At 66.4% G+C, this 22378-nt stretch carries 21 protein-coding genes and 1 pseudogene; 14 read left to right on the top strand and 8 right to left on the bottom strand.

Annotation, left to right across the window (positions count from 1 at the left end; genetic code table 11):
* Nucleotides 1-78: 78 nt before the first annotated feature.
* From AC50YA_RS01580 to AC50YA_RS01570, 3 genes are all read left to right on the top strand, one after another.
* Complete coding sequence (locus tag AC50YA_RS01580; RefSeq protein ID WP_494980635.1) at nt 79-3312, top strand: efflux RND transporter permease subunit; 3234 nt, start codon at nt 79-81, stop codon at nt 3310-3312.
* 123 nt (nt 3313-3435) lie between these two features.
* Entirely contained in the window at nt 3436-4545 is a 1110-nt protein-coding gene (locus tag AC50YA_RS01575) for an LLM class flavin-dependent oxidoreductase (protein ID WP_494980634.1), read from the top strand.
* Nucleotides 4545-5015 carry a MarR family winged helix-turn-helix transcriptional regulator gene (locus AC50YA_RS01570; protein WP_160671885.1) on the top strand — a complete coding sequence of 157 codons (471 nt, stop codon included), beginning with the start codon at nt 4545-4547 and terminating at the stop codon, nt 5013-5015. Before AC50YA_RS01575 ends, AC50YA_RS01570 begins: the two co-directional genes overlap by 1 nt.
* A 77-nt stretch (nt 5016-5092) precedes the next feature.
* Here AC50YA_RS01570 and AC50YA_RS01565 read toward each other — a convergent pair whose 3' ends face one another.
* Together AC50YA_RS01565 and AC50YA_RS01560 are read right to left on the bottom strand one after the other, a co-directional pair.
* Entirely contained in the window at nt 5093-5899 is an 807-nt protein-coding gene (locus AC50YA_RS01565) for a transglutaminase-like domain-containing protein (protein WP_494980633.1), read from the bottom strand.
* A 70-nt stretch (nt 5900-5969) separates the two neighbouring features.
* Nucleotides 5970-6785, bottom strand: a complete 816-nt coding sequence (locus AC50YA_RS01560) for a hypothetical protein (protein ID WP_494980632.1) — start codon at nt 6783-6785, stop codon at nt 5970-5972.
* Nucleotides 6786-6879: 94 nt separating this feature from the next.
* Between AC50YA_RS01560 and AC50YA_RS01555 the strand changes: the two genes are divergently transcribed.
* The 3 genes from AC50YA_RS01555 to AC50YA_RS01545 are packed head-to-tail and all read left to right on the top strand — an operon-like array spanning nt 6880 to nt 8957.
* Entirely contained in the window at nt 6880-7542 is a 663-nt protein-coding gene (locus AC50YA_RS01555) for a DUF1684 domain-containing protein (protein ID WP_494980631.1), read from the top strand.
* A 57-nt stretch (nt 7543-7599) separates the two neighbouring features.
* A complete protein-coding gene (locus AC50YA_RS01550) occupies nt 7600-8448 on the top strand; it encodes a fumarylacetoacetate hydrolase family protein (RefSeq protein WP_494980630.1) in 849 nt (282 codons plus the stop codon).
* A gap of 17 nt (nt 8449-8465) precedes the next feature.
* Nucleotides 8466-8957 carry a GtrA family protein gene (locus AC50YA_RS01545; RefSeq protein ID WP_494980629.1) on the top strand — a complete coding sequence of 164 codons (492 nt, stop codon included), beginning with the start codon at nt 8466-8468 and terminating at the stop codon, nt 8955-8957.
* 87 nt (nt 8958-9044) lie between these two features.
* Here the strand turns inward: AC50YA_RS01545 and AC50YA_RS01540 are convergent, their stop codons facing one another.
* The 6 genes from AC50YA_RS01540 to AC50YA_RS01515 form a co-directional block, all read right to left on the bottom strand.
* A complete protein-coding gene (locus AC50YA_RS01540) occupies nt 9045-10202 on the bottom strand; it encodes a cysteine desulfurase family protein (RefSeq protein ID WP_494980628.1) in 1158 nt (385 codons plus the stop codon).
* 7 nt (nt 10203-10209) lie between these two features.
* Nucleotides 10210-11082, bottom strand: coding sequence for a carboxylating nicotinate-nucleotide diphosphorylase (gene nadC, locus AC50YA_RS01535; RefSeq protein WP_494980627.1), 873 nt, complete (start codon nt 11080-11082; stop codon nt 10210-10212).
* Nucleotides 11075-12904: an L-aspartate oxidase gene (locus AC50YA_RS01530; RefSeq protein ID WP_494980626.1), complete on the bottom strand. Its 1830-nt coding sequence runs from the start codon at nt 12902-12904 to the stop codon at nt 11075-11077. Before AC50YA_RS01530 ends, nadC begins: the two co-directional genes overlap by 8 nt.
* Nucleotides 12905-12957: 53 nt before the next feature.
* On the bottom strand, nt 12958-14280 hold the full coding sequence (nadA, locus tag AC50YA_RS01525; RefSeq protein WP_494980625.1) for a quinolinate synthase NadA: 1323 nt from the start codon (nt 14278-14280) through the stop codon (nt 12958-12960).
* On the bottom strand, nt 14277-14987 hold the full coding sequence (locus AC50YA_RS01520) for an NUDIX hydrolase (protein WP_494980624.1): 711 nt from the start codon (nt 14985-14987) through the stop codon (nt 14277-14279). Before AC50YA_RS01520 ends, nadA begins: the two co-directional genes overlap by 4 nt.
* 157 nt (nt 14988-15144) lie before the next feature.
* Nucleotides 15145-15624, bottom strand: coding sequence for an Lrp/AsnC family transcriptional regulator (locus AC50YA_RS01515; protein WP_494980623.1), 480 nt, complete (start codon nt 15622-15624; stop codon nt 15145-15147).
* A 175-nt stretch (nt 15625-15799) separates the two neighbouring features.
* On the opposite strand from AC50YA_RS01515, the gene AC50YA_RS01510 reads away from it, so the two are divergent.
* The 8 genes and pseudogenes from AC50YA_RS01510 to AC50YA_RS01475 all read left to right on the top strand — a co-directional run bounded on the left by AC50YA_RS01510 (nt 15800) and on the right by AC50YA_RS01475 (nt 22365).
* Nucleotides 15800-17179 (top strand): amino acid permease, encoded by a 1380-nt coding sequence (locus AC50YA_RS01510; protein WP_494980622.1) that lies wholly within the window; start codon nt 15800-15802, stop codon nt 17177-17179.
* 198 nt (nt 17180-17377) lie between these two features.
* Entirely contained in the window at nt 17378-18427 is a 1050-nt protein-coding gene (locus tag AC50YA_RS01505) for a thiamine pyrophosphate-dependent enzyme (RefSeq protein ID WP_494980621.1), read from the top strand.
* 109 nt (nt 18428-18536) lie between these two features.
* Nucleotides 18537-19520, top strand: coding sequence for an alpha-ketoacid dehydrogenase subunit beta (locus AC50YA_RS01500; protein WP_494980831.1), 984 nt, complete (start codon nt 18537-18539; stop codon nt 19518-19520).
* Nucleotides 19513-19842, top strand: a complete 330-nt coding sequence (locus tag AC50YA_RS01495; RefSeq protein ID WP_494980620.1) for a biotin/lipoyl-containing protein — start codon at nt 19513-19515, stop codon at nt 19840-19842. Before AC50YA_RS01500 ends, AC50YA_RS01495 begins: the two co-directional genes overlap by 8 nt.
* 4 nt (nt 19843-19846) lie before the next feature.
* The gene (locus AC50YA_RS01490; RefSeq protein ID WP_494980619.1) at nt 19847-20674 is read left to right on the top strand and encodes an alpha/beta fold hydrolase; all 828 of its coding nucleotides are present in this window, start codon (nt 19847-19849) and stop codon (nt 20672-20674) included.
* Between the two features lie 70 nt (nt 20675-20744).
* A pseudogene (locus AC50YA_RS01485) lies at nt 20745-21098 on the top strand (hypothetical protein); the annotation flags it as partial.
* A 127-nt stretch (nt 21099-21225) separates the two neighbouring features.
* A complete protein-coding gene (locus AC50YA_RS01480; protein WP_494980618.1) occupies nt 21226-21681 on the top strand; it encodes a serine hydrolase in 456 nt (151 codons plus the stop codon).
* A 36-nt stretch (nt 21682-21717) separates the two neighbouring features.
* Nucleotides 21718-22365: a phosphoribosyltransferase gene (locus tag AC50YA_RS01475; protein ID WP_494980617.1), complete on the top strand. Its 648-nt coding sequence runs from the start codon at nt 21718-21720 to the stop codon at nt 22363-22365.
* Nucleotides 22366-22378: the final 13 nt, after the last annotated feature.

Here is a 22378-nt window from a genome sequence, read left to right as displayed (position 1 = left end):
GTCCGGCGGGCGTCAGGCCCGGCTGGACGGTCCGGTCCGGTCCATAGGAGTCCGTCAACCCCACAGGAGAGACCCGCGATGTTCCGGCTGGCACAACTTTCATTGGCAAACCGGGCGCTGATCGCGCTGATCACCGTCTTCGCGACGGTGTTCGGCGTGATCACCATGTCATCGCTGAAACAGGAACTCATCCCCTCCATTGAGTTCCCGCAGATCACTGTCCTCTCTGCCATGCCCGGCGCGTCACCTGAAGTGGTGGACAAGCAGGTCAGCGCACCGCTGGAAACTGCCCTGAACGGCGTCGAAGGCCTGGAGTCCACCTCTTCGACGTCGCGCAACGGCGTCTCACAGATCTCCATGGTGTTCACCTACGGGACAAACCTTGACCGCGCCCGGAACCAGATCGACCGGGCCATCTCCAACGCCAAGCGTTCCCTGCCGGAGGACGTGCAGCCGCAGGCCATCGCGGGCAGCATCAGCGATTTCCCCATCGTCTTCCTGGCAGTGTCCTCGGACAAACCGCTGAGCGAACTCAACGCCGACCTCCAGCGTCTCTCCGTTCCCCGGCTCCAGAAGATCGACGGCGTCCGGGGAGCCGACGTGACCGGCGGCGCCACCCAGCACATCCAGATCCTCCCCCGTCCCGAAGCGATGGCCGCCAAGGGCGCCACGATCGAGTCCATCCGCAACGCCCTCGGCAACAACGGCGCGCTGATCCCGGCCGGGACCATCCAGGAGCAGGGCAAGACGCTCTCCCTCCAGATCGGCAGCCCGGTGGATTCCCTGGACGCCATCAAGGCATTGCCCCTGGGCGGAGCCAAGGATGCCGCGACGATCGGCACGGTGGCCGACGTCAGCCTGCAGGACAACGAACGGACCTCCATCACCCGGACCAACGGCCAGGAAACGCTGGCGGTGTCCGTGACCAAGAAGCCCGAGGGAGACACCGTGGGAATCTCCCACGCCGTGAACGACTCGTTGGCGGACCTTGAGGCCGAACTGGGGTCCAACGCAAAATTCACGGCCGTGTTCGACCAGGCCCCGTTCATCGAGAAGTCCATCAAGGACCTCACCACCGAGGGCCTGCTCGGGCTGGGCTTCGCCGTCGCCGTCATCCTAGTTTTCCTGATGTCTGCCCGCTCCACCCTAGTTACTGCGGTGTCCATTCCGCTCTCGCTGCTGATCACGTTTATTGGCCTGTCCGCGACCGGCTATTCACTGAACATCCTGACCTTGGGCGCGCTCACCATTGCGATCGGCCGGGTGGTGGATGACTCGATTGTGGTGATCGAAAACATCAAACGCCACCTCAGCTACGGGGAGGAGAAAGTCCCGGCGATCCTCACCGCCATCCGGGAGGTGGCTGGCGCCATCACAGCCTCCACTTTGACCACCGTGGCGGTCTTCCTGCCCATTGCCTTTGTGGGTGAGCTCGCCGGCGAACTCTTCCGGCCCTTCGCCCTGACAGTCACCATGGCGCTGCTGGCATCCCTGCTGGTATCGCTGACCATCGTGCCGGTCCTTGCCTATTGGTTCCTCAAGAGCCCCGCCGGTTCCGCTGCCGGTCCGCCTGCTGCCCGCGAAGCTACCGCCCGTGTTGCTGCCGCAGCCCGTGCCCAGGCCCAGGAGGCCGAACAGAAGAGCCGGCTTCAGCGTGCGTACCTGCCGGTCCTCAGCAAGACCCAGAAGCATCCGGTGCTGACGCTGGTCGCCGCCGTTCTGGTCCTCGGCGCCACGGCGGCCATGACGCCGCTGCTGTCCACCAACCTCCTCGGCGATTCCGGCCAGAACAGCATGACTGTCCGCCAGGTGATGCCGGCGGGCACCAGCCTGGCCGACACCAGCACTGCCGCCGTTAAGGTCGAGGAAGTCCTCCGCGGCATCGAGGGGGTCAAGAATGTCCAGGTCACCTCCGGCAACGCGCAGGCCGGTTTTGCCGCCCTGACGTCTTCCGGCTCCGCCAATTCCTCGTTCACTGTGGTGACGGATGAGAAGGCGAACCAGGCAAAGCTGCAGGAAACCGTCCGGGCTGAAGTGGGCAAGGTGGCCGGTTCCGGGAAAATTACTGTCGGTTCCCAGCAGGGTGGCTTCGGGACGTCCTCCACGGTGGACATCACCATCAAGGCGGCAACGTCCGAGGACCTCCGCATGGCGAGCGAGGCCATGGTGGAAGCCATGACCGGCGTGCCGGAAACCAGCGAGGTGACCACCAACCTCGCGGCCAGCCAGCCGGTGGTCCAGGTCAAGGTTGACCGGGCCAAGACCGCGGCGGCCGGACTGAACGAGGAACAGGTAGCCGGCGTCCTGGCTGCCACGATCAGCCCCATCCCCGCAGGGACGGTCCGGATCGACACCAACGACTTTCCGGTCCAGATCGGCAAGGGCACCCGGTTCACCAGCATCGACGCCGTGCGCAACATCCCACTCCCGGCATCCGGCGCCCCCGTCACCCTGGGCAGCATCGCGGCCGTGGAACAGGTGGACGTGCCGGTCTCCATTACCGCCAGCAACGGCCAGCGGACCGCCAAAGTGTCAGTCACGCCGTCGGGCTCCAACCTTGGTGCGGTGAACGCGGAGGTGCAGAAGCGCCTCACGGACGTCAGCCTCCCAGCGGGGGTCACGGCGGAACTCGGCGGCGCCACCACCCAGCAGGCTGAGTCCTTCCAGCAGCTGGGCCTGGCGCTGCTCGCGGCGATCGCGATTGTCTACGTCATTATGGTGGCCACCTTCAAGTCGCTGATCCAGCCCCTGATCCTGCTGGTGTCCGTTCCCTTTGCTGCCACCGGTGCCGTGGCGCTGCTGCTGGCCACGGGCGTTCCGCTGGGCCTGCCGTCGCTGATCGGCATGCTGATGCTTGTGGGCATTGTGGTCACCAACGCCATTGTGCTCATCGACCTCATCAACCAGTACCGGCAGCCACGGGACGGCAGCGCAGGGATGAGCGTGCCGGACGCAATCACCCATGGCGCGAGGCAGCGCCTCCGCCCCATCCTGATGACCGCGCTGGCCACCGTTTTCGCCCTGACACCCATGGCGCTCGGCCTGACCGGGGGCGGCGGCTTCATTTCCCAGCCGCTGGCCGTGGTGGTGATCGGCGGCCTGGTCTCGTCCACAGCGCTGACCCTGGTGCTGGTTCCGGTGCTGTACCGGCTTGTGGAGGGACGGCGGGAAACAAAGGCACTGCTCCGTGCCATGCAGCAGCGCCCGGAGTTTGCCGCGGCGGACGATGTCGATGCCGAGTTCCGCGACTGGACCACCGGTATGGTGCCCCGCGTCAGTGGCCGCCGCGCCGCTCCGGGCGACCCGCAGTAACGCCTGGAATATTCTCACCGGGGAGATGTTATATCCGTCGATACATGCAAACGCATGAAACTCGGGTATAGTGGAAACAAGCCCAGAGAAGTCCAGAGAAGTCCAGGAAACGGAAGGCACACCATGCAGATTGGCGTATTCAGCGTCAGTGACATCACCACTGACCCCACCACCGGCCGGACGCCCACGGAGAACGAACGCATCAAGGCGGCCGTGGCGATCGCCAAAAAAGTCGAGGAAATCGGCATGGATGTCTTCGCCCTCGGCGAGCACCACAACCGCCCGTTCTTCTCCTCCTCGCCCACCACCACCCTCGCGTACATCGCCGCCCAGACCGAGCGGATCACCCTCTCAACAACCACCACGCTGATCACCACCAACGATCCGGTCAAGATCGCCGAAGACTTCGCCATGCTCCAGCACCTCGCCGACGGCCGCGTGGATCTGGTCCTGGGCCGCGGCAACACGGCTCCGGTGTACCCGTGGTTCGGCAAGAACATCCAGGACGGCGTGGAACTGGCCATCGAAAACTACAGCCTGCTGCGCCGGCTGTGGGACGAGGACACGGTGAACTGGTCCGGCAAATTCCGAACGCCGCTGCAGAACTTCACCTCCACCCCGCGCCCGCTCGACGGCGTGGCCCCCTTTGTGTGGCACGGATCCATCCGCACACCGCAGATCGCCGAAGTGGCCGCCTACTACGGCGACGGGTTCTTCGCGAACAACATCTTCTGGCCCAAGGAGCACTACCAGCAGCTGATCAGCCTCTACCGTGAGCGCTACGAGCACTACGGCCACGGCAAGGCGGACCAGGCCATCGTTGGCCTCGGCGGCCAGTTCTTCATGCGGAAGAACTCCCAGGATGCCGTGAAGGAATTCCGGCCTTACTTCGATAACGCACCCGTCTACGGCCACGGCCCGTCGCTGGAGGACTTCACCTCCCAGACACCGCTGACGGTGGGCAGCCCGCAGGAAGTCATCGAAAAGACCCTCACCTTCCGCGAGTACTTCGGCGACTACCAGCGCCAGCTGTTTTTGATCGACCACGCGGGCCTGCCCCTGAAGACGGTGCTGGAGCAGCTTGACCTGTTCGGCGAGGAAGTCCTCCCGGTCCTCCGCAAGGAATACGCGGCACTCAAGCCCGCGCACGTCCCGGACCCGCCCACCCACGCCGGCCGCGTGGCCGCGCTGATGGCTGCGCAGGCGTCTGACACTGCCCCTTCGGAGGCGTGATGGCTGCCGGCGGCAACGAATCACCCATCCGTTTGGCAGCGGAAACCTGGGAATCCCTGTTCCGGGCGCAGGTTGCCGTGATGCGCAGGCTGCAGGCCGGTCCCGCTTTCCGAAAAGTGGCACTGAACGAATACGACGTGCTGTTTACACTCTCCCGGTGTCCGTCCGGCTGGCTCCGGCTCAATGAACTCAATGACCATGTCCTGCTGAGCCAGTCGAGCCTCAGCAGGCTGGTTGAGAGGCTGGAAAAGCGCGGGCTCGTGGTCCGGATGGCGGCGCCCGACGACGGCCGCGGCGTGCTGCTGAAGCTCACCGAGGAGGGGTCTGCCCTCCAGAAGGAGATCGGCCGGGAGCATGTGCGCGACATCTCCAGCCTGGTGGGGCCGGCCCTGACGGCTGCCGAGCAGAAGGAACTTCAGCGGCTGACCGAGAAACTCCGGCATTCCGTGGGAGCGCGGCCGGCAAAGTAACCGCCTGGGAACTAACTGGCCGGGAAGTATCTGGCCGGGAACTCACCGCCCGGCAGTGACCGGGCGGTGCCGGGAAACTAGCCCAGCATGACCAGCTTGGCCGGATCTTCCGACGGCAGCTGGCCGTTGACCACAGCGCTGACGCGCAGTTCGGTCAGGGTCAGGCGGCCGCCCACCGTGGACAGGAACGCGGTGTCGGACGAGTCGCGGCCGGCTGTGATCCGCAGCATCGACTCCCGCGGGGCCAGCCCCGTGGGGTCGATGACGTGCCAGGCGCCGTTGACATGCGCCTCGGCTACCGCGTGAAAATCCATGGGACTCAGCCCCGGCGCGTACACGGCGGCGAGCCGGGCCGGGACGTCCTTGGAACGAAGCAGGGCGATGGCCAGGTGCGCGAAGTCCCGGCACACTCCCCTGCGGTGCAGCAGGGTTTCGACGGCGCCGTCAGTACCCCTGGACGAACCGCTGATGTACCGCAATTCCCCGAAGACCCAGCTCCGCACGGCCTGGAGCAGTTCGGCACCGTGCAGGCCGCCAAATTCGGCGTAGGCCGTGGGCAGGAGCCGGTCCGACTCCGCGTAGCGGCTTGGCCGCACGTAGCGGATGAGCTCAGCCAGGGTGGCTTCTTCCGGGACGGCCTGCCCTGCCACCGTCGCCGAGTACTCAACGGTGACCTCGGTGGGTTCAACGAATTCCATATAGTGCAGGCGGCCGCCATGATGGTCCGCGAGTTCCTGTAATGGAACCGGCTGCCCGTCGGCCGTGACAGTCAGGGATTCGTCAAACGAGGTGTAGCCGGGATTCCTGGCCACAGCGATGGCCAGGGCTGCCTTCGTGTCGGCGATGGTCCTGACAACCATACGTGCTGAAACGGTGCGTTCCATGTATCTCCGGGGTGTGAGGTAGTGGCAGAACTTCCCGCTCTGGCCCGGGGATGAGGAGCCGGGGGCGGGACTAGTTTTTGATCTCCAGAGACATTAGCATCCGCTGGACGTTCGCGAATTCCGAGCTCTCGTCCACGTACTTTGCGGCCTGGCCCAGGGTGTCGAACGCCTTGGCCGGGGCCACTTTTTCATCCGGGGCGAAGGCTTTCAGGACTCCGAGGTCACCGAACGAGTAGTCCCCTTTCCCGGCCGGGCCACGGACCACGTTGCGCAGTTCGCAGGCTTGGCCGCCTGCCCCGCCCACAATATTGGTGATGCCGTAGGAGCCGAAGTAGCGGTAGCCCTGGATGACGCGGAACACCACGTGCGGTGCGATGGTGCCTTCCGCCGTCAGGCCGGGAAGGTCCAGCGGCACGCTGCTGATCACCACGTAGGGTTTCCGGGCAGCTTCGGGGCACTCGGACGACGACGGCGGCAGCCCTGTCCGCAGGGCAGCCACCACCGTGCCGTCCTGCTTTTTCACCTCGATCTTCAGGGCACCCGGCAACGTACCGTCCTCCGGCGTGACGGACTGGGCGATCCATTCCTCCGGCAGGTCGAAGCTGACGGTCTTCGCCGGGTCGGTAAAGGTCTTCCAGGCAGCAGCTGTTGTGGCCGGGCCCGGTGATGTGGACGTCGTGGCGCCCGCTGTGGCAGAAGGATCCGACGACGGGGACCCGGTGGCGCGGGCGGTTGAGCTCGTGCTGGAGCCAGGGCTGGCCGATGTGTCCGGCTGCGCCGTCCACGCTGAATCGCTGTTGCCAGGCGCGCTGCAGCCGGCCGCCATCGCGCCGACCATCAGCAGCGCTGCCGTCCGAACTCCCCACATTGTCGCCTTGTGTGTCATGCAGCCAGCCTATCGGCGGACGACGGCGGCCAGGAGCCGGAGCCTCGTGTCGCCGTCGGACATTCCCCGCACGCAAGGGACTAGGCTGGTGCCTATGGCGGATGAGCAGTATGGCGCGGACCTTGAGAGCCTGGCGGACATCTCTGCCATCGACATTGCGGACTGGCGGCTGCGGACTTTTGCCCTGTACGACACGGTGCGGAAGGTTGCCGCTGAAGATCCGGCGGAGGCCCATTCCCTCTGGCGGCATGAACGCGACCGTATGTTCGCCACGCATCCGGCCTCAGCCCTCAGCGTGAAAGACAAGTCGCAGTTCTCCGGCCTGAAGACGGCCGACTACGATCCCATCTATCGCTTTTATGTGCCGCTGACCCTTGAGGGGGCCGGCCGGGAAATGACCGTGGAAACCGCCACTGACGGTGTGGTCCGTTTTGTCCGGCTGGGCACGTTCGACCTACCCGAACTGGGCCAGCTGGGCGTGTGGAAGCTGCACGGTTACGGCGGCGGGATTTTCGTGCCGTTCCGGGACGCCACGGCCGGCCAGCCCGGCGGAACGTACGGCGCCGGCCGGTATCTCCTGGACACCATCAAGGGCGCATTCCACGGGGTCCATGGTTCCGGGGCGGGCGCCGAGTTTGTCCTGGATTTCAACTTTGCCTACAACCCGTCCTGCGCATACAACGAGGCCTGGGTCTGCCCGCTGCCCGGCCCCTCCAACCGCCTGGCCGTGGAGATCCCGGTGGGCGAGCTGTACTGAGCCAGCCACCGGCGGTCGCCGCTGCCGGGAGTCGGCCTGAGGACGTAGGATGTCATCATGACTGCCAGCGCTCCCCGCCGCCTTGCCCGTGTCCGCCCCCTGTCTCCGGCTGTTGCCGACGAGCATTTCTTCGTGGCCAATGACGCCCCGAACTTCGCCTCCGCCGCCGGCCGGTCCTGGACAGTTGTTGATTCCCCCTTCGAGGCGTCCCGCGCAAACGCGAGCCACCCGGCCCGGCCGGGCTGGGAGGCCGGCACGGTAGTAGACCAGGACTCGTTCACGTTCCTGGCGCCGTCGGTCCCCTTTAACGTCTTCGGCATGGCGCACAACACCGGCCAGGCCGGCCGCGACCTCCCGCCGCAGGCCTTTCACAAGGCGGCATCGAGCGTGATCGGCCCCGGCGACGCCATTGAACTGAGCTCCACGGTTGGCTACGTGGACCCGGAAGCGGAACTGACCGTCGTCGTCGGGCACACCGTCCGTGGCCTGACCCTGGCGACTGCCCGGAGCGCCATCCTTGGATTCACCATCGGCAACGATGTCTCGGCGCGCGATCTGCAGAAGTCGGACGAACTGTGGATCAGCGCCAAGAGCCAGGACACCTTCACTCCCGTTGGCCCATGGATCGTGACGGAGCTCGACGACTCGGACCTGTCCATTAGCATCGTCCACAACGGCACCGAGCTAAAAGCCGCCAGCAGCGACGACCTCGGCTGGAAGGTGGACGAGATCCTCGTGTACCTCAGTTCCTTTATGACCCTGCACGCCGGCGACCTGGTCCTCACAGGCTTCCCGGCGGAGTGTGCACGCATCCAGCCCGGAGACACGGTTGTGTGCCGTGTGGAGGGTATTGGCGAGCTCAGCAACCCGGTCAAGGCTGCGTCCTGGGAGGAAACTCCCGCCTGATATGTCAGGCTTAGGCCATGGAATCCCCTGCTGCGCCCAGTGCCCAGCTGACGCAGCAGCCCACCCGTGGCGCGCCTGCCACCAGGCACTACCGCGGAATTTTGAAGTTTCCGGTGGTACGGCAGCTCCTGCGCTTTACCGGCGTCGGCATCATCTGCACCGCCACCTCCCTGGCGCTGTATGCGTTGCTGCGCCCCTGGCTGGGACCGCAGCTGGCCAACGCGGCCGCCCTGGTGCTGACGTCCTTGATGAACACGGCGCTGAACCGCAGGCTGACATTCAAGATCTCCGGGCAGCGCCGGATGGCCCGCGACCACCTGAACGGCATGATCGTCATCGCCGTGGCGCTGGTCATTACCGGCGGCAGCCTGGGCGTGCTGCATTGGCTGCACCCGGACGCCACCGTGTCCGACGAGCTGTGGACCACCACACTCTCGGGCTTCGTGGCCACCGCCGTGCGGTTCACGATGCTGCGCCACTGGATCTTCCGCCGCGCCCGCCACATCTGACCCACGCCCCCAACTGAGTAGCGCTATCTGTCGTTTTGAGCCTCCAAAACGACAGATAGCGCTACCCAGTTGGGCGGGAGGGGGCTGTTAGCCGCGGCCGAGGGTCCTGACGCTCCCGACGGCGGTGCCCACGGCTGCCGCCGCCTGCTCGAGTTCGTCCGCGGTCACTGCTGAGGTGAAGCTGAACCGCACAGCTGTCTGCGCCACTTCGGCGTCATAGCCCAGGGCGGTCAGCACCGGCGACGGCGCATCCGAGCCGGCGGCACACGCCGAACCGCTCGAGCACACCACGCCCTGCCGCTCCAGCTCCAACAGCACGGATTCGCCGCTGGTGCCGGGGAAACAGAACGACGCCACTGACGGCAGCCGTTCCGTCCGGTGCCCGGTGAGCAGGGCGCCGGGAACGGTGTCCAGGATGGTGGCGATAAAGCGTTCGCGGAGAAGGGCCACGCGGGCGGCGAGTTCCGGCCGTTCGGCGTGGGCGAGCGTCAGTGCCGTGGCCAGCGCCACGGCACCGGCAACGTTTTCGGTCCCGGACCGGCGGCCGCGTTCCTGGCCGCCGCCGTGCACCAGGGGCTCCATGCGGGTCCTGCCGCGGACATACAGTACGCCGCACCCTTTGGGCGCGCCGAGTTTGTGGCCGGAAATGCTCAGGGCGTCCACGCCCAGCGACTTAGCGTCCAGGGGCAGCCAGCCCGCGGCCTGGACGGCGTCGGTGTGGAACGGGATGCCCCGCCCAGTGGCGATGGCGGCCAGTTCGGCGACCGGCTGGATGGTGCCCACTTCATTGTTCGCGTACATAACGCTGACCACGGCGGTTTCCGGCCGGAGCCCTGCGGCGAGCGCCTCCGGCGTCACCCGGCCGGTCCCGTCCACCGGAACCACATCCACGGTGAATCCGTGGAATCGCTCCAGGTAACGTGCAGACTCCTCTACAGCTGGGTGTTCGACGGCGCTGATCACCACGCGGTTGAGGCCCGGGTCGGCAGCCTGCCGGGCCAGGGCAATGCCCTTGACCGCGAGGTTGTCCGCCTCGGTGCCGCCCGAGGTGAAGGTGACCTCGCCCGGGCGGCAGCCAAGCACCTTGGCCACGGCCGCGCGGGCGCCTGCGAGCGCGGACGCCGCGGCCTCGCCCAGCGTGTGATGGCTGGAAGGGTTGCCGAACTCGCCGCTCAGGTAGGGCCACATGGCCTCGAGGACTTCGCGGCGGACGGGTGTGGTGGCGGCGGCGTCGAGGAAGATCATGGGCGTTTCAGCCGACGCTCAGTTCGACGTCCAGGCCGAGGTCCAAGGCAGCCACGCTGTGGGTGAGACCACCGATGGAGATGACGTCCACGCCCGCCGCGGCGATGTCCGCGACGGTGCCGAGGTTGACGTTGCCGCTGGCTTCCACCACCGCGCGTCCGTCCACCTGCTTGACGCCGGCGCGCAGCCCGTCAATGGTGAAATTGTCCAGCATGATGGTGTCCACCCCGGCGGCCAGGACCGGTTCGATCTGCTCGGCGCTGTCCACTTCAACCTCGAAATGCGTGGTGTGCCCCAGCTGGGCTTTCGCCGCCGCCAGGAGGGCGGTGAGCTTGGCGGGGTCTCCGCCGGTCATCACGGCCAGGTGGTTGTCCTTGGCCAGCACGGCGTCGGACAGGCTGTATCGGTGGTTGGCTCCCCCGCCGCAGCGGACGGCGTAGCGCTCCAGCACGCGCAGGCCGGGGGTGGTCTTGCGGGTGTCCGTGATGCGTGCTTGGGTGCCTTCGACGAGCCGGACGAATTCAGCGGTCTTGGTGGCGATGGCACTCATCCGCTGGACGAGGTTCAGCCCGACTCGTTCGGCGAGCAGCACCGAGCGCGCGTTGCCGGTAACACGCGCGAGGTGGGTGCCGGCGTCGAACGCTGCCCCCTCAGCGAGCAGCAGCTCCACGTCGGTGCCCGGGTCCACGATCTTCATGGCGTCGCGGAACACCGTTCCACCGCTGAACACGCCGGGCACCCGCGCGTTCAGTACCGCGGTGGCGCGGGCTTCGGCGGGGATCAGCAGCTGCGAGGTGATGTCACCGTTGGGCGCGTCCTCGGCAAAAGCCCGCTCCAGGATGTCCCGGACGGGTGCGGCGGGGAGGGTCAGGCTAGTCATTTACGAGGCTCGCTTTCCGGCTCATGGTGTAACGCTTATCAAAATGTTCGACGACGGCATCCGCGGCCACGCTGTCGCTGCGGTAATGCGCCCCCAGGGATTCCCGCCGCTCCCGCGCGGCATGCACCAGCAGCTGCGCAGCCAACAAAAGATTGGCATCCTCATGCTCCCGGGGATCAAGGGAATCAGGAACGTTCTCAGAGGGTTCGACGACGGCCCAGGAGCCAAGAGCGGCCCCCGCCTCCCGCAACAACCCGCCGTCGCGAAGTACTCCTGCGTTAGCAGTCATCACCCGCCGAAGTGCAACCCGGGAAAACGGCCCGGCCTCAACAAACGACGTCTCAACAGGCCCCGGCGCCGGGACCGTTTCAAACTGCCAGGAAATGGGCGCGGAGGCAGCCACCCTGAAGGCGAGTGATCCATCGTCGGTTGCTCCCACGGCGAGCGAACGAACGTCGGCCGAGGGTGTTCCGGAAGCGAGCGTCAAGGGGAGGCCGCTCGCGGCCGAGACAGCGAGCGGAGGAACAGCGTCGGGCGCCAACCCACCCGCGCCGTCGCTCAAGAAAGCAGAAACAGCCCGCCGCCCGAAGACAAGACCTTCAAGCAAAGAGTTGCTGGCAAGCCGGTTAGCCCCTTGGACGCCGGTGCAAGCAACCTCGCCGGCGGCCAGCAACCCAGGCACAGAGGTCCTCCCGTAAAGGTCGGTAAGAACCCCGCCCATCCAGTAGTGGGCGGCCGGTGCCACGGGGACGAGTTCGCGGGTCCAGTCGACACCGGCTTGGCGGGTGCGGGCGCTGATGGTGGGGAAGCGCTTTTCGAGGTAGCCCTTGCCTTGCCTGGCCTCGACCACTATGGCGTCGAGGAACACGTGCCCGTTGGGGTCCCCGAGGGTGGCGAGGTGCAGGGCGATGCTGCGGGAGACGACGTCGCGCGGGGCAAGTTCTGCGTCGGCGTGATAGGCAGGCATAAAGCGTTCGCCGCGGGCGTCCAGCAGGATGGCACCTTCACCGCGGACAGCTTCGGAAATCAGGAGCGGTTCAGCGCCATTGCCGGCTGCCTCGAGGGCATCGGCCGGCAGCACCATGCAGGTGGGGTGGAACTGAAAGAACTCCAGGTCCACCACTGCGGCTCCGGCCCGCCAGGCGAGCGCCAGCCCGTCGGCAGTTGCCACGGCCGGGTTGGTGGTCTGGGCGAACAGCTGGCCCGCTCCCCCGGTGGCCAGGAGCACTGCATCACCGTGGACGCCGAGTTCCCGCCCGTCGTGGAGGAAATTCACGCCAGCCACGCGGCCTTCGCTCTGCGACAGGGACGTGACCTGGGCGTGCCCGATGACCTGGATCCGGCCAGCGGCCTGCGCATCCAGAACGGTCTTGATGAGCGCCCTGGCAACGCCGGCACCGGTTGCGTCGCCGCCGGCGTGCAGGATCCGCGGCGCTGAATGGGCGGCTTCCAGACCCAGCGAGGGGTCGCCGTCGTCGTCCAAATCGAAACGCACGCCGAAGCGTTCCAAGCCGGCGATATCCTGGCGGGCCTCCGTGCAGAGCACGCGGACGGCGTCCTCGTCGCAGTGCCCGGCCCCGGCTTTGAGGGTGTCTGCGATGTGCGCGGCCACGGTGTCCCCGGGTGCGGGCTCGTCGAGGACGGCGGAGATGCCGCCTTGGGCGTAGTACGTGTTGCTGTCCGCGAGCGCGCCCTTGGTCAGCAGCACCACTTCGGCGCCGGCATCGGCGGCAAGCAACGCGGAGTACAGTCCCGCGATGCCGCTCCCGACGACGATCAGCCGCCGGGGTGCCGGACCACCGGCTGGGCTCTCTGCGCTCATGTGGGGCTCGTTTCGGTTTCCAGGGTTACGGCGGGCGGGATTGCAGCTGCGGGCTACAGCGGACGCGCGGCGAGCATACGCTCAAGCGCGGTTTTGGCGTTGTCCTGAACGGAACCGTCCACGCTGATGCGGTTGACGATGCGGCCTTCGACGAGTTCCTCCAGGACCCAGGCGAGGTAGCCGGGGTGGATACGGTACATCGTGGAGCAGGGGCAGATCACCGGGTCCAGGCAGAAGATGGTGTGCTGCGGGTACTCGGCGGCGAGCCGGTTCACCATGTTGACTTCCGTGCCGATCGCGAAGGTGGTCGGTTCGGTGGCGGCGGCGATGGCCTTCTTGATGAAGTCGGTTGAGCCGGCGGAATCGGCGGCGTCCACCACCTCCATGGGGCACTCGGGGTGCACAATCACGTTGACGCCGGGGAACTCGGCACGGGCCTTTTCGATCTGGCCGACGTTGAAGCGCTTGTGGACCGAGCAGAAGCCGTGCCAGAGGATCACGCGGGAATCGAGCAGGGCCTGTTCGTCATTGCCGCCCAGTTCCTTGCGCGGGTTCCACATGGGCATCTGCTCCAGCGGCACGCCCATGGCTTTGGCGGTGTTCCGGCCCAGGTGCTGGTCGGGGAAGAACAGGACCCGCTGGCCCCGTTCGAAGGCCCATTCCAGGACCACCTTGGCGTTGGAGGAGGTGCAGACAATGCCGCCGTTGCGGCCGCAGAAAGCCTTCAGGGCGGCGGAGGAATTCATGTAGGTGACCGGAATGACCGGAACCCGGCCCTCGGCGTCGGCCTCGGTGCCGAAGATTTCTTCGAGCTGTTCCCAGCACTCTTCCACGGAGTCGATGTCCGCCATGTCCGCCATGGAGCAGCCGGCGGCGAGGTTGGGCAGGATAACGGCCTGTTCCGGGGTGGAGAGGATGTCCGCGGTCTCGGCCATGAAGTGCACGCCGCAGAAAATGATGGCCTCTGCCTCGGGCTTGGTCAGGGCGGCGTTGGCCAGCTGGAAGGAGTCGCCCACGAAGTCGGCGTACTGGATGACCTCGTCGCGCTGGTAGAAGTGGCCCAGGATCACGGCGCGATCACCGAGCGTGGCCTTGGCGGCCCGGATGCGGACGTCGAGCTCGTCGTCGCTGGCGAGCTTGTATTCTTCCGGCAACTGGCCCTGGCGAGGCGTGGCGGCCGGCGCAACATCCGCACTGGAGGCTCCGGGTCCGTAGGCCGGGCTACCCGCGAGCGCCTCGACAAGGTCGTATTCCCACGGTCCCTTGGCGAGCGCCGGGCTGCAGGTGGCAGCTGTTTTGCCTGCAGCCGCGTTTCGGGACGCGCTTTCGGCTTGTTCGCGCGTGATCAGCTGGATGGCTGTGTTGACGCTGCTCATGGTGTGCTCCTGTTATCGGGGTCAAGGCCGGGGCGGCCGGTGAAGCGGTAAAGACGCGGCGGACGGTGCTTGCCGCCCTGGAGGTATTCGCCGGTTTCTTCGATTTCCGGCGTGGACTTGAGCTGGCGGCGGAAGTTGGCCGGATCCAGCCGCGTGTCCAGCACGGCTTCATAGACTTCCCGGACCTGGGCGAGGGTGAAGTACTCCCCCAGGAAGTGGTAGGCCACCGAGCCGTAGGCCAGCTTGTTCCGCAGGCGCCGGAGCGCGTACTCAACAATGGCGTTGTGGTCGAAGGCCAGGTCCCCCACTTTGTCTGCCCGGAACCACTTAACGTTCTCCGATTCGTCGGCGAGGGCGGCCTCAGTGGGCTGGACCAGCGCCCAGTAGGCGATCGACACCACGCGCTGGGTGGGCGAGCGGTGCAGCCCGCCAAACGCGTAGAGCTGTTCCAGGTAGCTCGGCGTGAGCCCTGTGGTTTCCCGGAGGTTCCGGGAGGCACCATCCTGCAGGGACTCAACATGAGTCAGCGGTCCGCCGGGAAGTGCCCAAAGGTCCTTGTACGGCTCACGAATCCTGCGGACCAGGGGAAGCCAGAGGGTGGGCCGGCCCGAGGATTCGCTGGGCCGCAAGGCGAAGATGACGGTGGAGATAGCGAGCGAGGGTGCCGCGGTGGCCCGTTCGGAGACGTTCGCTGAGCTGCTGTACACGGTTACTCACCCGCTCCCTGCTTCTGGGGTTCATTGCCATCACTTAGTTATAGTCAATTTGACTAGAACTGATTCTACGGCCACATTCCTCTGATTCAAAATATTTCGCCGCCCCTCGACGCCGGACGAAGTCTCCCTCGGCGGGTTCGCGGAGACGCTACTCCGGCTGGATGGCGGCTGCGGCTTCGAGCAGGTTCAGTGTCCTGCCCTGGAAGTGGGTGTTGAGGACAATCACGGAGGACGCGCGGAGCACGGTCTTGGTGGCGATCATTGCATCCAGAACGCGCTGCAGGTCCGGATTGGACCGCGCGGCGATCCTCGCCATGAGATCCGAACTGCCGGAAACGGTGTGGACCTCGATCAGTTCCGGGATCGCGGCCAGCGCCGCGGCCACGGCGTCGTGGCCCAGGTCCTGGTTGATGGTGAGCGAACAGAACGCGACCACCGGGAAGCCGAACTTGGCGGGATCAGGCCGGGGCACCCACGAACTGATCACGCCGGCCTCCGTCATCCTGTCCAGCCTCGACTGGACGGTGGCGCGGGCAACGCCCAGGACCCTCGAAGCCTCCAGCACCGAGCCCCGGGGACTGTCGGTAAAGAATCGGACAATTTTGGCATCCAGGGCATCGACGTTCATACAATCTCCTCCGCTCGCCACCATAGGGTAGGCAACTTGCTAGCCAATAGTCATTCGAATGATTCAAAGTGCCATCATCGTTGCACACCGGTTGCCCGCGGGCCAGCGACTTAGGCGGTAAATTCAAGTGGTCCCTGCGGGGGCACCAACCCCAACCCCAAGAAGGTTCACAGGCATGACATCGAAGTCCACGGCAGTGCGGCCGGTATCCCACCTCGGCCACACCATGAAACCCCGCCAGCTCACCATGATGGGACTGGGCAGCGCCATCGGCGCCGGCCTGTTCCTGGGTTCTGGGGCCGGTATCCAGGCTGCCGGGCCCGCCGTGCTGGTCTCGTACCTGGTCGCCGGGACGCTCATCATCCTGGTGATGTGGGCGCTGGGCGAGATGGCGGCTGCGAATCCCACCAGCGGCGCGTTCTCCGTCTACGCCGAGCGGGCCCTTGGAAAAACCGCCGGCGCCACGGTGGGCTGGCTGTGGTGGCTTCAGCTGGTGGTGGTCATTGCCGCGGAAGCTCTCGGCGCCGCAGGCCTGCTGTTTTCTGTCTGGCCGGTTATCCCCGTCTGGGTCCTGGCCCTGATCTTTATGGTTGTGTTTACGGCCATCAACCTGACGGGGGTCAAGAACTTCGGCGAGTTCGAATTCTGGTTTGCCATCCTGAAGGTTGCCGCCATTGTCGCGTTCCTGGCCGTGGGGGCCGCCCTGCTGCTGGGCCTCCTGCCCGAGGTAGCTTCGCCCGGGCTGGCAAACATCACCACCGATTTTGCCCCCGCCGGGCTTGGTGGAATCGCCACGGCATTGTTCGTGGTGATCTTTGCCTTCGGCGGAACCGAGATCGTGGCCGTGGCCGCCGCGGAAACGGAGGATCCGGAGCACAGTGTGGGCAAGGCGATCCGCACGGTGTTGTGGCGCATCCTGGTCTTCTACATCGGGTCGGTCTTTGTCATCGCGGCCGTTCTGCCGGTCACCTCCGAAGGACTCGCCTCGCCATTTGCCGGCGTGCTCGACGCGGCCCGGATCCCGGGCGCCGGCACGGCGATCACCCTGGTTGCCGTCGTCGCGCTCCTCTCCGCACTGAACGCAAACCTCTACGGCGCGTCCCGCATGGTGTACTCGCTCGCCGAACGCGGCGAGGCTCCCCGGTTCCTGGCCAGGCTCAGCGGCGCCAGCGTGCCCATGGTGGCGGTAGGCGTCTCCGTGGCGTTCGGCTTCTTCGCCACCGTTCTGGAGCTGCTGTTCCCGGACCGGATCCTGCCGGCCCTGTTCCAGCTGGTCGGATCCACGTGCCTGGTGGTCTGGGGCACGGCCCTCGTCTCCCAGCTGATCCTCCGGCGCCGCGCGGACCGGACCGGTGCCGTCCTTCCGCTGCTGATGAAGGGCTTTCCGGGCCTGACAATTTTCGGACTGGTGTTACTCGGCCTGATCTTCGCCGTCGGCTTCAGCGCGGAAAGCAGCCGCGGACAGCTACTGAGCACGTTCGTTCTGGTTGCCTGCCTCGCGGCGGCCTGCTGGCTCGGCGCCCGGCTCACCACCCGCGATCGCCAGCCCAAGTAAGTAGCGCTATCTGTCGTTTTCGGCGGTCAAAACGACAGATAGCGCTACCTAGTTGGGTGAGGGGCAGAAAGAGCGACGGCGGATCGCACTGTACAAATTGCGAAGCTGCCGGCCGCAACATGGGACAGTTCTTGGCAGTCTGGCCAGCCCTCGCTGTGCTGATTGCCCACGCACCAGCCGGTGACTAGGGTCACAGGCATGGACACACTTCCGCCGCCGGAGCCCGGTCACGCAACGTCGCCACTGACCCCCGGCCAGCTCCGCGAACTGTATGCGCTCATGGTGGCCGTCCGGCACCTGGACACCTCCGCCGTCGCCTGGCAGCGGCAGGGCATCATCCCCGGCTATGCCCCCGAACTGGGCCAGGAAGCAGCCCAGGTTGGCAGCGGCTACGCAGTGGACCTGTCCCGCGACTTTGTCTTCCCCACGTACCGGGAAATGGGTGCGGCCCGCGCCATGGGCGTGGACATGGTTGCCTACATGGCCACCCACAAGGCCACCTGGCATGGCGGCCTTTACGATCCCCTGGAATCCCGGCTCGCACCGATCCAGGCGGTGGTGGCCGGCTCCGTGCTGCATGCCGTTGGCTGGGCCCATGGCCAGACCCTGGCTGCCGCCCCCGGCGTCGAAACCGGCGTGGCTCTGAGCTACTTCGGCGACGGCGCCTCATCCCAGGGCGACGTCCACGAGGCCCTGAACTTCGCGGCCATCATGAAGGCGCCGGTGGTGTTCTTCGTCCAGAACAATGGTTGGGCCATCTCAGTGCCCACCGAACGCCAAGTGGCCGGCGGCTCAGTGGCTGCCCGCGCCGGGGGCTATGGCATCCCCGCCGTCAAGGTTGACGGCAACGACGTGGTGGCCGTTGTGGACGCCACACGGCGAGCGCTGGCACACTGCCGGGCCGGAAACGGGCCCGTCCTCATCGAAGCCATGACCTACCGCCGCGGCCCGCACTCAACCTCCGATGACCCCGGCCGCTACCGCACCCTTGCGGAAGAGCACAACGACGGCGGCCCGGACCCGCTGGAACGCTTCCGTCAGGTCCTGCTCGCCGACGACGTCGCAGATGAGGAGTTCTTCGCCGCAGCCCTCGCCGCGGCCAAGGCGGAAGAAGAACAGATCCGGGAGGGCCTCCAGGCCCTGGCGCCGCGCCCAGGCAGCGAAATGTTCAGCCTCGTGTTCCAGGAAACCACGCCCGCCCTGCAGGCCCAGGCTGCCAACTGGCGGAAGGAGTCCGAGCATGTCTAACTCGGTCGTTGGATTTCGACACGCTCAATCACCGGCAGAGCAGGCCCAACCGACGGAGGAGCAAGCTCAACCACCGGAAGGGCAGGCCCAAACCCCGGAGACCATCGTGATGTCCATGCAGCAGGCCCTGAACCGGGCCCTCGATGAGGTCCTCGCGGAAAACGCCAAGGCCGTCATCTTCGGCGAGGACTGCGGCCGGCTCGGCGGAGTCTTCAGGATCACGGACGGCCTGCAGGCAAAGTACGGCGAGGCCCGGGTCTTCGATACCCCGCTGGCGGAGTCCGGCATCCTGGGCATGTCCGTGGGCCTGGCCATGGCCGGTTTCCACCCGATCCCCGAGGTGCAGTTCGACGGCTTCGCCTACCCGGCCATCAACCAGATCGTCTGCCAGATCGCCAGGATGAACTACCGCAGCCGCGGCACCCTGCCGATGCCCATCACCCTGCGCGTTCCCAGCTTCGGGGGCATCCGCGCCCCCGAACACCACGGCGAATCGCTCGAGGCGCTCTTCGCCCACGTACCGGGCCTGAAGGTGGTGTCGCCGTCGAACCCGCACGAGGCCTACCACCTTCTCAAGTACGCGGCCTCCCGTCCGGACCCGGTGATCTTTATGGAGCCCAAGTCCCGGTACTGGCAAAAGGGTGAGGTGAACGTCGCCAACGCCGATGCCGGCGGCGGCTCCCCCACCGGCGCCAAGGTCATGCGCGAAGGCCGCCACCTCACGCTCGTGGCCTGGGGTGCCATGGTTGCGCGCTGCCTGCAGGTGGCCGAACTCGCGGCTGAGGACGGCGTGGACATCGAGGTCCTGGACCTGCGCTGGCTCAAGCCCATCGATGCCCGGGCCCTGGTGACGTCCGTGGCGAAGACGCGGCGGGCCGTCGTCGTCCATGAAGCTCCGCTGACGTCCGGCCTGGGCGCGGAGGTGGCCGAACTCATCACCCAGGGCTGTTTCAACACCCTCAAGGCGCCGGTGGAACGCGTGACAGGCTTCGACGTCCCGTACCCCTCCGGTGACCTCGAGGACGAATACATCCCCAACGTTGACCGGATCCTTAGCGGGATCCAGCGAGTATTGGAGTACCGCCGTGGCTGAAATTTCATTCCCGCTCCCGGACCTAGGTGAGGGCCTGATCGAGGCGACCGTGCTTGAATGGCTGGTTTCGCCCGGCGATCAGGTGGAAAGGAACCAGCCGCTGGTGGAGGTGGAAACCACCAAATCCGCTGTTGAACTGCCCAGTCCGCAGGCAGGTAAAGTGGTGCGTACCTTCGGTGGGGCAGGCGACAGGATCAATGTCGGCGAACCCCTGATCGTGTTCGAGGTGCCGGACAACACTGCCGGAATCGTGGGTACGGTCCCGAAGGATGAGGCTCCGACGCGCCGGGTCCGCCTGAGCGCCGTACTTGATGAGGACTGACACGATGAGCGGCAGGCACACCGGCGAGATGCATTCCCACACCGTTGAGGGCACCGACCCCCAATTGTTTGTGGAGGTGCACGATCCCCAGGACGACGCGGGACTGCGCCCTGTGCTGCTGCTGCACGGCTTCTCCTCTTCCAGCAAACTCAACTGGCATGACACCGGCTGGGTGGCGGCCCTGCTGGAGGCCGGCCGCCGCGTCATCACCGTGGACCTGCCCGGCCACGGCCGCAGCGGCGCCCCCGAAGACATGGACTCCTACTCCCCTAGCCGGATCCGTGCGGACCTGCTGCAGATAGCGTCCGACGCCGGCGTGCGGCCATTGCACGACGGTGACCCCGCCAGCGGGGTGGACGTTGTGGGCTATTCCTTGGGCGCCCGGCTCGCCTGGGAATTCGGTGCCACCCAGCCGGAGATCGTCCACCGCCTGGTCCTGGGCGGACCGAACATCGCCGATCCACTGGCAGCCTTTGACCTCATCGCCGCCCAGAACTACCTCGCCGACGGCACTCCCATCGCCGACCCGTCCACAGCCGGCCTCCTCAAGTTGGCCATGCTCCTGCCGAGCAACAACATCTTCGCGCTGCTGTCCCTGGTGGACGCCATCAAGGCCGAACCCTTCGATCCTGCCGAAGCCGTTCCGCACATGCCCATGCTTCTTGTGGCCGGCGACCAGGATGAACGCGCCGCCACCATGCCGCAGCTTGCCGAACTGGGAATCCGGGCAGGGTCCATGGCCGAACAGCTGACGCTGCCCGGACGGAACCACACCAACGCCATCACCAGCCGGGCCTTCAAACAGGGCGCCATCGCTTTCCTGGGTGTCTGATCCTTAGACGGCATGATCCCTGACAGGGGTTTCATAGCTCCCGCATAGGTTCCGCTGCTTTGATCCTCAGATGCACGATCCTTCCAAGCCACGCGCCCCTCGCAGGCCGGCCGCCCTGCGCCGCCGTTCCGTCCTGGTGGCGGCCGCCGGTTTCCTCGCTATGGCTCTGATCGCCGCCGTCTACATCCTGGCGCCTGCCCGGGCCGGGCAGCGAGCGGCGTCGCGCACATCAATAGGCATCGACACTTTTGCAAGCTCCGCCCGGATTGATGCGGACCTGGACGCAGCCATCAATGCCATCATTGGCGACAACAGCCAGTACCAGGTGGGTGTTGCGCTCATGGCCACCGCCAACGGGGACCTGCATCAGTACGGCGTGGAGGAACCGTTCCAGGCAGCGAGTACGGCCAAGGTCCTGACGGCTGCGGCCTATTACCACCTGGTGGAGGAGGGGTCGGCGTCCCTCGATGATCCTCTGGGCGCCTTCACCTCGGGATTCCAGATCCAGACGATGGTCCAGGAAAGCAACAACGATTTCGCGGAGCCTGCTGATGGACGCCGTGGGCCTTTCCGAACTCTCGGCGTACGCCGCCTCCATCGACGTCACCTACGACCCCGAGGTGAACACGCTCTCGACCGCCGACATGGCCCATATCCTGGCGGAACTGTTCGAGGGCCGGCTCCCGGACCAGGAGCATACGGAGCAGCTGCTGTCGTATATGCAGGACACCAACTACGAAAACCTCATTCCGGCCGCAGTTCCGGACGGCGTTACCGTCTTTCACAAGTACGGGCTCATCGATGACGAACTCCACGACGCCGCCGTCCTCGCCATGTCTTCCGGCAGCTACGTGCTGGTGGTTTTCACGAAGGGTGCCGACCTGAGCGACGTCCCTGAGCGCCGTACTGATCCAGGACATCACCAAGGCCGTTACCACCGCCCTTTCCTGACTCGGCGGCGCACGGGAGACAGGATCCACGCTTCCCGGTGCGGCGGCAGAAGGTAGGCTGGAAGCGGGGCGGAGTCAGCCGGAGAGGGAGCAATGAGCACGCGTTTTGAAGACCGCACCGAGGCCGGTGAACGGCTGGCGGCGGTGCTCACCCAGTTCCGGGAACGCCCCGACACCATCATCCTGGGGCTGGCCCGCGGCGGTATCCCCGTGGCTGCCGCAGCTGCCAAGGCCCTGTACCTGCCACTCGGCGCCGTTCTGGTTCGGAAACTCGGCATCCCCGGCCACAACGAAACAGCGTTCGGCGCGCTGGCCTGGTCCGGAGGCCGGATAGTGCGCCTGCTCAACCGCCCCCTGGTCACCCGCATCCTGGACCACGGCGTCCGCCAGGAATGGCTGGACGAAGTGGAGGCACGGGAGAGGGCCGAGCTGCTACGACGGGCCGGCACCTACCCTGGGATCAGCAACCACCTCACCGGCAAGACAGTCCTCCTGCTCGACGACGGCCTGGCCACCGGAGCCACCATGCGCGCCGCCGTCGAGGCCGCCCGTTCCGGTGGTTCGGCACGCGTCGTCGCCGCAGCGCCGGTGGGTTCCGTGGAAGCCTACGCGGCCGTGTCCCGGGTGTGCGATGCCGTGCTGTGCCTGCATTTGCCGGGCAAGTTCCGCGCCGTGGGCAGCTTCTACCGGCACTTCGAACAATTGACCGATGAGGACGCCATCAGCCTGCTGAACCAGTAGGCCCCACTCCATC

The sequence above is a fragment of the Pseudarthrobacter sp. RHLT3-21 genome (assembly GCF_059383495.1).
Note: the sequence above shows the minus strand (reverse complement) of the source record. Positions and strands in the feature narration are given on the sequence as shown.